General features: G+C 61.7%; 14 protein-coding genes and 2 pseudogenes. 11 read left to right on the top strand and 5 right to left on the bottom strand.

The features are described 5' to 3' along the window. Positions 1-148: 148 nt before the first annotated feature. On the bottom strand, positions 149-361 hold the full coding sequence (locus QM996_RS08365; protein WP_013845646.1) for a DUF5372 family protein: 213 nt from the start codon (positions 359-361) through the stop codon (positions 149-151). Between the two features lie 95 nt (positions 362-456). Here QM996_RS08365 and QM996_RS08370 point away from each other — a divergent pair. Next, positions 457-645 (top strand): annotated as a pseudogene (locus QM996_RS08370) (integrase core domain-containing protein); the annotation flags it as partial. On the opposite strand, the gene QM996_RS08375 reads toward QM996_RS08370, so the two are convergent. Further along, the gene (locus QM996_RS08375; protein WP_500270030.1) at positions 607-879 is read right to left on the bottom strand and encodes a ParA family protein; all 273 of its coding nucleotides are present in this window, start codon (positions 877-879) and stop codon (positions 607-609) included. The pseudogene QM996_RS08370 and the gene QM996_RS08375 sit on opposite strands and share 39 nt — an antisense overlap. A 344-nt stretch (positions 880-1,223) precedes the next feature. On the opposite strand from QM996_RS08375, the gene tyrS reads away from it, so the two are divergent. Further along, entirely contained in the window at positions 1,224-2,486 is a 1,263-nt protein-coding gene (gene tyrS, locus QM996_RS08380; RefSeq protein ID WP_500270031.1) for a tyrosine--tRNA ligase, read from the top strand. A gap of 74 nt (positions 2,487-2,560) precedes the next feature. Here the strand turns inward: tyrS and QM996_RS08385 are convergent, their stop codons facing one another. Then, a complete protein-coding gene (locus QM996_RS08385; protein WP_173516753.1) occupies positions 2,561-3,148 on the bottom strand; it encodes a J domain-containing protein in 588 nt (195 codons plus the stop codon). An 884-nt stretch (positions 3,149-4,032) separates the two neighbouring features. On the opposite strand from QM996_RS08385, the gene QM996_RS08390 reads away from it, so the two are divergent. Next, positions 4,033-4,245 carry a cold-shock protein gene (locus tag QM996_RS08390; protein WP_173516754.1) on the top strand — a complete coding sequence of 71 codons (213 nt, stop codon included), beginning with the start codon at positions 4,033-4,035 and terminating at the stop codon, positions 4,243-4,245. Positions 4,246-4,545: 300 nt separating this feature from the next. On the opposite strand, the gene dusA is transcribed toward QM996_RS08390, so the two are convergent. Then, positions 4,546-5,643: a tRNA-dihydrouridine(20/20a) synthase DusA gene (gene dusA / locus QM996_RS08395; protein WP_500270032.1), complete on the bottom strand. Its 1,098-nt coding sequence runs from the start codon at positions 5,641-5,643 to the stop codon at positions 4,546-4,548. Between the two features lie 336 nt (positions 5,644-5,979). Between dusA and QM996_RS08400 the strand changes: the two genes are divergently transcribed. The 3 genes from QM996_RS08400 (at position 5,980) to QM996_RS08410 (ending at position 7,180) form a co-directional block, all read left to right on the top strand. Next, on the top strand, positions 5,980-6,102 hold the full coding sequence (locus tag QM996_RS08400; protein ID WP_282439026.1) for a hypothetical protein: 123 nt from the start codon (positions 5,980-5,982) through the stop codon (positions 6,100-6,102). A 235-nt stretch (positions 6,103-6,337) separates the two neighbouring features. Continuing rightward, a complete protein-coding gene (locus QM996_RS08405) occupies positions 6,338-6,730 on the top strand; it encodes a hypothetical protein (RefSeq protein WP_500270033.1) in 393 nt (130 codons plus the stop codon). Positions 6,731-6,943: 213 nt separating this feature from the next. Further along, complete coding sequence (locus tag QM996_RS08410; protein ID WP_500270034.1) at positions 6,944-7,180, top strand: hypothetical protein; 237 nt, start codon at positions 6,944-6,946, stop codon at positions 7,178-7,180. 295 nt (positions 7,181-7,475) lie between these two features. Here QM996_RS08410 and QM996_RS08415 read toward each other — a convergent pair whose 3' ends face one another. Continuing rightward, positions 7,476-8,510: an IS110 family RNA-guided transposase gene (locus tag QM996_RS08415; RefSeq protein ID WP_500269373.1), complete on the bottom strand. Its 1,035-nt coding sequence runs from the start codon at positions 8,508-8,510 to the stop codon at positions 7,476-7,478. A 134-nt stretch (positions 8,511-8,644) separates the two neighbouring features. On the opposite strand from QM996_RS08415, the pseudogene QM996_RS08420 reads away from it, so the two are divergent. The 5 genes and pseudogenes from QM996_RS08420 to QM996_RS08440 all read left to right on the top strand — a co-directional run bounded on the left by QM996_RS08420 (position 8,645) and on the right by QM996_RS08440 (position 11,929). Further along, positions 8,645-9,402: pseudogene (locus tag QM996_RS08420) on the top strand (IS5 family transposase). A 213-nt stretch (positions 9,403-9,615) separates the two neighbouring features. Continuing rightward, positions 9,616-9,852: a DUF982 domain-containing protein gene (locus QM996_RS08425; RefSeq protein WP_500270035.1), complete on the top strand. Its 237-nt coding sequence runs from the start codon at positions 9,616-9,618 to the stop codon at positions 9,850-9,852. Between the two features lie 323 nt (positions 9,853-10,175). Continuing rightward, positions 10,176-10,382, top strand: coding sequence for a hypothetical protein (locus QM996_RS08430; protein ID WP_173516759.1), 207 nt, complete (start codon positions 10,176-10,178; stop codon positions 10,380-10,382). A gap of 253 nt (positions 10,383-10,635) precedes the next feature. Then, positions 10,636-11,322 (top strand): fumarylacetoacetate hydrolase family protein, encoded by a 687-nt coding sequence (locus tag QM996_RS08435; protein ID WP_500270036.1) that lies wholly within the window; start codon positions 10,636-10,638, stop codon positions 11,320-11,322. A 76-nt stretch (positions 11,323-11,398) separates the two neighbouring features. After that, positions 11,399-11,929, top strand: a complete 531-nt coding sequence (locus QM996_RS08440) for a gamma carbonic anhydrase family protein (protein WP_500270037.1) — start codon at positions 11,399-11,401, stop codon at positions 11,927-11,929. Positions 11,930-11,971 lie beyond the last annotated feature (42 nt).

Raw genomic sequence — 11,971 nt, forward strand, 5'->3', positions numbered from 1 at the left:
ATACAGATCACACGTCAATTAAATTCTATCTCTATTATCACTGATATCCCAGTCATCACAGGCGAAATGCCCTTGATTGATGGCCGTTCGCATCGCGCGCGCGGCATAATTAGCCTTACAGTCGCGGCGTAATTTACTTGACGCCTCTTCACTCTTCCTGACGGCTCTTAATGCGATCAATCAATGACGCCAGCGCCGACAGATCGTCTGGGCGGGAGAAGGACCGACCCGCAGCAACCTGACTGAACAGGTCAGCCTCATTGACATCGGTCCACGAGGCCGGCAGCGAACGCAACCGTCCCTGAGCGTCGTAGAACATGACGCGGTCTTCGCCCCAGTTCTGTTTGCGTGTCGACAGCACGAAGCGCTGGCCGCGCCACGGATGGAACGGGTGCGTGACCTCGAACTCTATACGCGCTTGAGTGTCAGTACGAACTGCAGTCCGGGACTTGAAAGAACGGGATGGCGGAGGCCTTTGTCAAAACATTCAAGCGCGATTACGTCTCGGTAAACCCAACTCCGGATGCCGAAACCGTCATCGCACAACTGCCCTTCTGGTTCGATCATTACAACGATCTTCACCCGCATAAGGCATTAGGATATCAATCACCCCGCGAGTTCATCAGCTCGCAATCTCAAACCTGAGCACGTCCGGTCTTTTGGGGGCAACTCCACACAGTCAACGACCAACACCTTCGCCCCGAAGTTCATTGCGAGTTCGGCGCCGAGGTTCGCAACCAGCGTCGTCTTACCGACCCCTCCTTTGTTGTTGAAGAAGCAAGTTGCACGACTTCCCAACGAACGAACTTTGTCAAAGAGCTCGGCTTGCTCGCGAGTAACTGGGATACCTGAATTTACAGCTCTTTGCCTCTTTGCCATCTGCTCGCTCTTTCACCTGTACTTGTCGTAGAGTCACATTCCCAGTACCCACCGAGACGTGCGCACCTTTGATAGTCCGTTATTGGTGTACTAATTATGAAAACAACCTAAGTAAGGTGATTTAGGCGGCCTTCGCCAGCATCTTGTCGGGGATGTATACCCTTGCCGCCTCTCCCAACTCCCGCTACAACCACCGCATGATCAAGACCGCGCTCATCGCTGCCATCTATTATGCGACGTCTCCATAGGGAGCGGCGCGTTTCGATCAGGCCTTGAAACAAGCCGCCGTCAGGCGGCTTTGTTTTGTTCAGTGCTCCCTGGCGGCAATGCCATGGAGAGCTCCAATGACACATTCCGACAGTCCCACCGATGTCTTCGCGCCGCGTTCGGCGATCACCCGGACGCTGGTCGAGCGCGGTTATGTCAATCAGGTGACCGACCTTGCGGGCGTCGATCGCGCCTTTGCGGCAGAGATCATCCCTGTTTATGCCGGATTCGACGCAACGGCGGACAGCCTGCATGTCGGCCATCTCTTGCCGATCATGGCGCTTCGGAGGCTGCAGCTGGCGGGCCACAAGCCGATCGTGCTGATCGGCGGAGGCACCACGCGCATCGGCGATCCGAGTTTTCGCTCGGCGGCGCGGCCGATGCTGTCGGAGGACGAGATATCAGCCAATGTCGCCGGCATCAGAAAGGTGTTCGAGCGGCTGCTGACCTTCGGCGATGGCCCGACCGATGCGCTGATGGTCAACAATGCCGACTGGCTGGGCCGGATGGCCTGGATCGACATGCTCAGGGACGTCGGCAAGCATTTCTCCGTTAACCGCATGCTCTCCTTCGACAGCGTCAAGACGCGGCTGGAGCAGCAGGAGAACCTGAGCTTCCTCGAGTTCAACTACATGATCCTGCAGGCGGTCGACTACCTCGAGCTGTTTCGCCGCACCGGCTGCCGGCTGCAGCTCGGCGGTGGCGACCAATGGGGCAATATCGTCAACGGCGTCGACCTGGTGCGGCGGATCGAGGGTGCCGAGGTCTTCGGCATGACCACGCCGCTGCTCACCACAGCCTCCGGTATCAAGATGGGCAAGACGGCGGCCGGCGCCGTCTGGGTCAACGAAGACCGCCTGTCGCCCTATGATTACTGGCAGTTCTGGCGCAACACCGAGGATGCCGATGTGGTGCGCTTCCTAAAGCTCTTCACCGATCTTCCGCTCGACGAGATCGAAAGCCTCGGTCGCGCCGAGGGCGCGGCGCTGAACGCGGTGAAGGAACGCCTCGCCAATGAGGCAACGGCCCTGGTGCACGGAGCCGACGCAGCACGGCGGGCGCAGGCGACGGCGCGGCAGGCTTTTGGCGCGGGAGAAGCTGCCGAGGGGCTTCCAACTGTCAGGCTAAGCGACGAGGAACGCGCGAATGGAGTCGGCCTCGTGGAGTTGGTGTTGCGGGCCGGAATGGCGTCCTCGAAGAGCGAGGCGCGACGGGCGATATCCGGTCGCGGCATTCGCATCGATGGCGATGTCGTGGAGGATGTTGAGGCGATCATAAGGGCCGACACCCTTCCCATACGGCTCTCCTTTGGCCGCAAACGCCATGCAGTCGTGACGTGAAACACCTGTGCCGGGAACCGGTGGTTCCCGGCACAGGTGTTGGGCGGCGTCAGATCGTCTTGAATCGATGCCCCCTACTCCGCCGCGTGCGCCTTCACCTCCAGCGCTTCCAGTTCGTAGCTGTAGCCTTCCAGCATCTCGTAGGCCTGCTCGATCGTCTTGATCTGCTCATCGGTGTTCTTGATCGCCTCGGCGATCGACCGCGAGCGGGCGCGCAGCATCGAGCCGAGCACGTCGGTTTCCGGCCGGCGGCCGAGGCGGTCGAGGTGCTTGCGCACGCGGGCGCGGTGGCGCTCGAGCTCGAGGATATGGAAGCGGCTCTTGACGATATCGTCGGAGAGCTTGCGCCGCATGGCGGCGACCGGATCGAAGGTGCCGGGCTCGCGCTCGTCGAGGATGAACTCGTTGACGAGCGTCTCCAGCATCATCAGGCCCTTGAGGTCGCGCGGGTCGGCGAGCTGCGGATCGTAGCCGGTGTCGTCATAGACCTTGCGGCGGACCGGATCCTTCAGCAGTTCATAGGCCACCTGCAGCCGCGCAAACTGTTCGGGATCGCCGCCGGAATCCGGATGCGCCGATTTCGCCGCCTTGCGATAGGCGCTGCGGATCGCCTGATTGTCGGCGTCGCGTTCCAGTCCAAGCAATTCGTAAGGGTCGATCACGCTTTCCCTCTCCGTATGTCACTCCCGCCGCCCGGCAGAGCCGGCCGGCGCATTCTCCTGGCGATAGGTCGCCCCAATCTAGCCGGCCATCGTCCGGCCAAGGCGACATCGTCGTCCGGCCAAGGCGGCAAGTCGTCCGGCCCTTTCGGCCATTCGTCCGGCTTCGGCACACATTCGCCCCGCCTTGTGACGATCAACCACCCCTTGCGGGCGACAATCGTCCAGGGCAGTCGCCCTTCATCCGATCCGCACGCGCCGTCATCGGCCACCCGAAACGGCGCGCCGCCCCGACCCCTTGGCTACGCCATCGTGAGCGAAGACGAAACCAACCTTCGGTAAAGCCTGCGCGTTATCCCGGGGATGCGCAAGCCTTATCACGGGTATCGCAAGGCTATCCCGGGGGATGCGCGAGGCTCATCCGGGGATGCCCACGCCTCCGGCACGAGGCCAGGCGCCACGACACCCTCCGCTGGGATCCGCGAGCGGCCCTTCGGCGGCGCGCACGTTCGGTCGAGCTCGGGACGAAATTGTGTCGAGAAACGGACCGTCCCCGATTTTTCTGCCTGGCGGTGAACGGAGCGGCGAGAACCGGCCAAAGCCTTGCAAAGACAGACACTCCGTGCCTTCGTGCGGCATACAAGGCGCTTGCCTTTTTCTGCAAATCCTGTCACTTCTTGCGCCGTTCGGGCGATTTCTATCCCGGAGACTGGACTTTCACCTGCGCCTGGCTCCGTGCCGGGACCGCCGGCATCGGCACCGTAGACGTCTTTTCCCCGATATCGTGACCACTCGACGCCTTTCCGCTTGCAAGCGGAAGACGACATGCCCACATCCCCCAGGGGGCGCGGGCAACGCAATTTGACTGAAGGAAAAGGACTTCTTCCATGGCCACCAAGGGCACCGTAAAATTCTTCAACCAGGACAAGGGCTTCGGCTTCATCACGCCGGAAGGCGGCGCGAAGGACGTGTTCGTACACATCTCCGCCGTTCAGGCCGCTGGTCTCGCAACCCTCAAGGATGGCCAGCAGGTCACCTTCGACACCGAGCCGGACCGCATGGGCAAGGGCCCGAAGGCCGTCAACATCCAGGCTGCCTAAGCCGGATCGTCCAGTCGGACATTCATTTGGAAACGGCGCTCCGCAAGGGGCGCCGTTTTCGTTTGGGGATCGGTAGAAAGCGGGTTCGCAACGACTCCACACTCTCCGTCATGCTCGGGCTTGACCCGAGCATCCAGAGCCAGGCGCGCCGCTCTCGATCCCTCGACCGGCAGTGTCTGCGCCTTGGCTGCCCGGCCTGATGGATCCTCGGGTCAAGCCCGAGGATGACGAGTGGAGAGGTTTGCGCGCCCACTACCTCGAGAGCCCGCAAGGTCGCCGCTGCCTGCTCACCTCACTGCCCTACTCCGCCGCCTGCTTGGCCGCCGTCGCCTCGAACACGGCGTCGAAGGCAGCGTGGATCACCTCCGGCCCGGCGCCCTTGCGGGTGGCATCGGCCGAAAGAAGCTGACGATAGCGCCGCGCCCCCGGCCAGCCCTGGAACAGGCCGACCATGTGGCGCGTCACATGGATCAGCCGACCCCCATTGGCGATATGCGCGCCGGCGTAGTCGGCCATTGCGTCGCGGACATCGGCCCAGAAATCGAGATCGAGGCGATGGCCACGCTCGGAAAACGCACCGGCTTCCTGGGCCGCCGGCGCCGCCCCCGTCAGCGGATGCGGAAAATGCCCGTCGGCCGCCGTCAGCATGGCGCTGTCGTGATAGGCCGCACGACCGAGCATGACGCCATCCAGGTGCCGCACCTGCTCAAGCGCCTGACTCAACGTCTGAATGCCGCCATTGATACCGATGAAAAGATTAGGGTTTTCCTGTTTCAACCGGTGCACGAGCTCATAGTCGAGCGGCGGGATCTCGCGGTTTTCCCTGGGGCTTAAGCCCTGCAGCCAGGCCTTGCGCGCATGCACCCAGACGGCATCCGTGCCGGCCGCGACAACCTGCGCGACGAGCGTCCTCAGCGCCACTTCCGGATCCTGGTCGTCGACGCCGATGCGGCATTTGACCGTGACCGGGATCTTGACCGCCGCCTTCATCGCCGCAACGCAGGCCGCCACCGTCTCCGGTTCCTGCATCAGGCACGCCCCGAACGTGCCGGACTGCACCCGGTCCGACGGGCAGCCGACATTCATGTTGATCTCGTCATAGCCGAGGTCCTCGGCAATCTTGGCCGCCTCCGCCATCTTCCGCGGATCGTTGCCGCCAAGCTGCAGCGCTACCGGATGCTCCGAGAGATCAAAGCCGAGCAGCCTCTGCCGGTCGCCACGCAGGATCGCCTCGGCGACGATCATTTCCGTATAGAGCAGCGCATGCTGCGAGAGCCGCCGCGCAAAGAAGCGGTAGTGCCTATCGGTCCAATCGATCATGGGCGCAACGGCGAAGACCGGTGCGTTGAAATAGTGGCGATTGCCCGGGTTTCCGGGCTGTGCGCGGCCTTCTGCCATGCTCGGTCAACTCTCGTCATTCTGGCTGTGCGCGCCGGTGCCACACTGTAGCACTCGCGACGGATCTGCTGCAGTGGCGCCCTCCGGCGCCAAAGCTCCCATGCGGGACGGCGCCTTATACAGCGTAAGACCGCAGAATGCGAGATGGCGTCCCCATGCCGGAATCAGCATTTAAATTCGGCGACAGTCAATTGATGTCACCATCTGTGCAGCGAAATTGCGCACACGCTCCGGCGTCCCCGAGCCCACCTCGACGGCCAGCGGCCATGGTTTCCCTTTTGTTAAGCAGAATCGCCGATTGTCCCGTTTCGACATGATCGTCGTCGGAGCGAAAACATGAGCTACGATTGGAGCGGCGCACGGCGCCGGCGAACAATAGCGACCGTCATAGGTGCTGCAATCGTCCTTGCAGCGCTGGCTGCCACGGTCGCAGCGGCGGTGGCCGGCAACTTCTTCTGAAGGCTGCCCCGCCCGCCCGCGTTCGCGGGCTTGACAGGTGCCCCTGGAGGCGATTACAGCGCCGCGCGGTTGCTGCATGTTTCCATAAATCGACCTCGATTTGAGGACACAGACATGCGGCAAATCAAAGCGCTGCAGCGACCTTTGCGCGTCTGATAAGACGCGCGGCGCTGTGGTTTGACCCGCGGAAGCCCTGGCTCCTGCAACGTTGCCGACAGAAACAAGGACGGACGGCATGAAACGCGCGATCGCGGCACTGCTCACGCTTCTACTGGCCGGATGCCAGTCGATGGAGTTGGAGGCGCCGGAGGTCGCAACACCGAGACCTGCCGCCCCTTCGGTGCCGACGCTGTCGGGCGACGCGCTGCAGGCCTTCCTCGTCGGCAAGACGCTGCGTTACAATCTCAACGGCGTCAACTCCACCTTCTTCGCCGACGGCCGCTATGGCTATCGCGACTACGAAGTGCGCGACGGCGGAACCTACACGATCACCGGCGACGAGGTCTGCATCACCTTCGAGGACGGCGGTCGGCGTTGCGACCAGTACGCGCTGATCGGCTCCGACTATTACCGCATCGAAGAAGGCGGCCGCCGCACCAAGGTCGACCGCGTCGTACCGGCGGCCTGACCGACAAGCTCCTACTGCACGTCTCCTTAAATCGACCTCGATTTAAGGACAAAGACATGCAGCAAATCAAAGTCTACAGCGACCTTTGCGCGTCTGATTAGCCGCGCGGCGCTGTAGTCGCCAGACCGGCAGACCCCTCATTCCCGAGGGGTTCAATTCGGCCGCGTTCTGCCATAGTGTGCACCGGGGAACTCGGTGCTGCGGGAGGAACAGGTGGCCCCTTTGCGAGCGACACAATGCCTTGCCCTGTCGAAGGGCGACATGGAGAGGCTGCAGCGTGTCTTCGACGAGCTTTGCCGTGAACAGGGCTGGGCCCGCGACGGCGAACGGGCACGCCGCCATGCCCGGATGCTGATCGACGACTATCTCGCCGGCAACACCGACGAGATGCGCCTGCTCATTGCCGGCCGCGCCTTTGCCGAGCGCCTGCAGCGCGACGCTTCCCGCTAGGTCGGATCGACATTCAGGATTCCCATATGTGGAACGGCTCTGCGGTCAAGGTGTTTCTGACCTCAGATGATCCGAGGGCTGATGCGCCCATATGTCCGGCCTTTTCGCGCAGCGCTGGGCTACCGGCCTTGATGACGTTCGCGATTGGATTGACCTAAACAAATCAGCGAGCTCAAAGCACGTTGGGAATCACGGTCTTGATCCAATCCGGATGTCTTTCCTCGGGGTCATCATTGACATTGCACCTTGGCCTCTGTCTGTCGGCTGATGCCGACAAGCTACCTTCGCGCGGATTTCATGCCGCCACCATTTCGCTCGCAACGCCACGGAATTGCCCACCCCTTGCCAGAAGAGCCCATATGATCCGGGCCATCTTGTTCGCCAGGGCAATGGCCGCAACCTTGTACGGCCTGCGCTTCAGCAGATCGGTCAACCAGCCTGAGACCTTGGCACCCCGACGCACGTGCTGGATGACCGCGGACGCCCCCACGACCAAGAGAGATCGCAAGACCGGGTTTCCCATCTTTGAGATTCTTCCCAATCTGGTCTTCCCACCCGTGGAGTTCGATTTCGGGGTTAGCCCTATCCAGGCCGCAAAATGGCGAGCAGACCTGAAGGCTAGTGGGTCGGGTACAAATGCCGCGATGGAGGCGGCGGTTATTGGTCCCACGCCAGGAATTGTGGTCAGTCGGCTCAAGGTCGCATCCTGTCTGGCTTCGCGCACCATGTGCTTTTCCAGTTTTGCGATCTCTGCCGTGTAGGCGTCTATCTGGAGCGTCAGCGGCAACAGGGCGGTACGCGCCAAAGGTGGCACACGAGCATCATTCTCGTCACGAACGATGCTGACAAGGTCATCAACCTTGCCAACACCTCTGGTGGCGGTGATGCCGAGCTCGGCAAGATGGCCGCGCAAAGCATTGATCGTTTGGGTGCGCTGTCGAACCAGCAAGTCTCGCGACTTCAACAGCATGGCTGCAGCTTGCTGGCCGATGGTCTTGACCGGCACGAAACGCATTGAGGGTCGGCCTACAGCTTCGCATATCGCCTCAGCATCTGCCGCGTCATTCTTTCCTCTTTTGACATAGGGTTTCACATAGGCGGGTGGGATCAACCGAACTTTATGTCCGAGAGCACTTATCTCGCGTGCCCAGTGATGAGCGCCCCCACACGCCTCCAATCCAACGACACACGACGGGATTTTCTTGAAGAACGCCAGAAGCTCAGAGCGTCGGAGCTGCCGGCGGAGGACAAGGGTTCCTTCGTCGTTTATTCCATGCAACTGAAAGAGGTGCTTAGCCGTGTCGAGGCCGATCGTCGTGATCAAGGTCATGAGAGCGCTCCAAGCTGTTCGCCGAACCGGATGCTCGGCCCTTTTCAGGATAGGGCGGGAGCAGAGCCGTTCCACAACATCAAATCAGTTGATGGGTGATTCATAGGACACCGTGTTAAGCACGGAGGCCTTTGATGGCGGTGAAGCGATACGAGTTGAACGAGGCGCAGTGGTCGAAAATTGCGCCTTTGCTACCTGGCAAGGCCGGCGATCCGGGCCGGACGGGTGCGGATAACCGGTTGTTCGTGAACGGGTGCTTGTGGGTGCTGCGCTCGGGCGCACATTGGCGGGACCTGCCGGAGCGCTACGGCAAGTGGAAGACAGTCCATCGTCGTTTCAGCCGCTGGTGCCATGCCGGTGTGTGGGAGCGGGTTTTCGACACATTGACGGCCGACCGGGACAATCAATATCTGATGATCGACAGCACCATCGTGCGTGCTCATCAACAGGCGGCGAGCGGAAAAGGGGGGCCAAGGATCAGGCGCTGGGGCGTTCCAGAGGCGGACTGACAACCAAAGTTCATATGCTGGCCGATGCGCTCGGCCGTCCCCTGCGTTTCATCGTGACGGCCGGCCAGGTCGGCGACATCACGCAGGCTCCCACTCTTCTCCATGGACAGGTGGGCAAGGCTGTGCTCGGCGACAAAGCCTATGACAGCAATGCCTTGCGTGAGACGATCAAGGCTATGGACGCCGAGGCGGTTATCCCTTCGAACCGCTCCCGCAAGATTATCATCCCCCACGACCCGGTCGCCTACAAGCATCGCAACCGCATAGAGCGGTGCTTCAATCGCCTGAAGCATTTCCGCCGTCTCGCAACCCGCTACGAACGCCGAACCATTCATTTCACCGGACTAATCCATCTGGCCGCGATCACTATCTGGCTACGCTGAATGTCGATCCGTCCTAGGCCTGCCACGTCCTTCATCGGCATCAGAGCCTACGGCCTGCGCTTGCATCCGGCCGTACAAACACGGAAAAGCTGCTTACAAATCCGTCCTCCTGCGCTACATTAGCAAGATCGACTGCCGACGCCACTTGAGAGGAGCCAGGGGCCGACAGCCGCAATGCCGATGTTCATTGAGATGATCTCGAGGAGGAGACGCATGCAATTAGTCTGGAAACAGCCGATCGAGCTCGACTTTGTTGGCGGTGTTTGCCGCACCGTCAAAGGCCCCTCAGACGCGCTCGCCTGCCTTGCCGACCATTGGCCCCGCCGAGGGCCGTTCTATGTTGCCGCCCGCAGTGCTTGCCGCGCCGCGATCGATGGTCGCCGCACGGCCGAGGAAGCGCGAAAACTGTTCATCTCGGCGGCCGAGGAAGCCCAACTGGGCACGCACTGAGGCGCATCCGCGCCGGACTGGATCTCGCCGCTTCCGGGTGGCGAACGCTCGCCATCGGCGAGCGCAAGCTACCGTTTTTTCGTTGAAGCCGCATACCCGATGACAAGAGAGGGATGGCTCAGATATTGAGCATTTGCTCAAGAACTGCATCGTTTCGGCGCATTATCGCCCAATCGCGCATGATTTTTCCAGAAACGGCCCGATTTCTGTCGTGAAGCCTTCATTTCTCTGGCCTATATTCTGAGGTGCCTCACAAAAACCAATTTCGGAGCGCTTAATCCCCACAAGGGAATTCAAAAAAAACGATACACGGGAGAGAACATATGAGCGAGAGCAATCTCTATCGCATCGTTGAAGTCAGCGTGAAGCGTGAAGGTGGCCGCCGTGACGTCGGCATCATGACCGTGCGCCAGGCGCTTGAGCTTCCCCAGGTTCCCAGTCTCGAATACAGCCATCCTGAGCTCAATTCGCGCTCGGACGGCCGGTTCCTGACCCGAGATCAGCTTCAGGCCTACGCACAGTGCGCCTGAGTTTGCCGCTCACGGCACCCTTTCGGATGCCGTGATCCCGCGCGCCCGGACGGGCGCGCCCATGCCGAAACCTCCACTCGATCCTTCGTCTTATTTTTCTACGGATCGATTCCGATTCGCGGATTTATGCAGTAACGTCCGGATTCTTCTCCGCCTCGCTTGAAACCGCAATCGGCCGACGGCGAGCGTACACGAAATGCGCGGCAACCTTCCTGTCGCTTGAGACAGATAGGCGCCCCAAGACCGGACGATCATGGAAACAATCATCCCTCCCCCGCTTCCCGTTCTGCTGCCGATCTCAGGCAGCCTGGTCGGCTTTCCGGTTCGCCGGGTTTACTGCGTCGGCCGCAACTATGCCGCCCACGCCATCGAGATGGGGCACGATCCGGATCGCGAGCCGCCGTTCTTCTTCCAGAAGAATCCGGACAACCTGCTTGCTGCCGGCAGCGCCTTCCCCTATCCGCCGCTGACCACCGATGTCCATCATGAGGTCGAACTCGTCGTGGCGCTGAGGCGCGGCGGCAGCGACATCGCCGTCGAGGACGCACTGGATTGCGTCTACGGCTATGCCGTCGGCATCGACTTCACCCGCCGCGACCTGCAGGCCGAGGCCAAGAAGGCAGGAAAGCCCTGGGCGGCAGCCAAGGCCTTCGAGCATTCCGCCCCGGTCTCGGCTATCACGCCGGCCGAAGCGATCGGCCATCCGGTCAACGGCAATATCTGGCTGAAGGTGAATGGCGAAATGCGCCAGCAGGGCGATCTCGACCAGATGATCTGGAAGGTGCCGGAAATCATCGCCGAACTCTCCAAGCTGTTCACGCTGGCCCCCGGCGATGTCATCATGACCGGCACGCCGTCGGGCGTCGGTGCCGTGGTGCGCGGCGACGAGGTCACCTGCGGCGTCGACGGCGTCGCAGCCCTAGCCGTGCACGTCCTTTAGCAGAACCGTGCCGGGAACGGCTGACGCACTGTTCCCGGCATTGCATCATTTCAGACGACAGGAAGGATATCTGCCGATGCCGCTTTATGCCCTTGGATCGCTTCGCCCGCAGACTCCATCGGACGGCAGCTACTGGGTGGCGCCGGACGCGAATGTCATCGGCCAGGTCGAGATCGGCGACGAGGTCGGCATCTGGTTCGGCGTGACATTGCGCGGCGACAACGAGCCGATCCGGCTTGGCGCCCGCACCAACATCCAGGAAAACGTCGTCATCCACGTCGACCCCGGCTTCCCGGTGACGATCGGCGAAGGCTGCACCATCGGCCACGGCGCCATCATCCATGGCTGCACCATCGGCGACAACTCGCTGATCGGCATGGGCGCGACCGTGCTCAACGGCGCCAAGATCGGCCGCAACTGCCTCGTCGGCGCCAATGCACTGGTGACCGAAGGCAAGGAATTCCCCGACAATTCGCTGATCGTCGGCGCGCCGGCGAAGGCGATCCGCACGCTGGACGACGCCGCCGTCGAGGGCCTGAAGCGCTCGGCAGCGCACTATGTGAAGAACTGGCGGCGCTACGCCGCCGACCTCAGCCGGCTGGATTGAAAGCCAAGCGGCTCCAGGAAAGCGGCTCCGGTCGAGGGAGCC

It is taken from the genome of Sinorhizobium chiapasense, assembly GCF_045277575.1.
GTDB classification, from domain to species: Bacteria; Pseudomonadota; Alphaproteobacteria; order Rhizobiales; family Rhizobiaceae; genus Ensifer; species Ensifer chiapasense_A.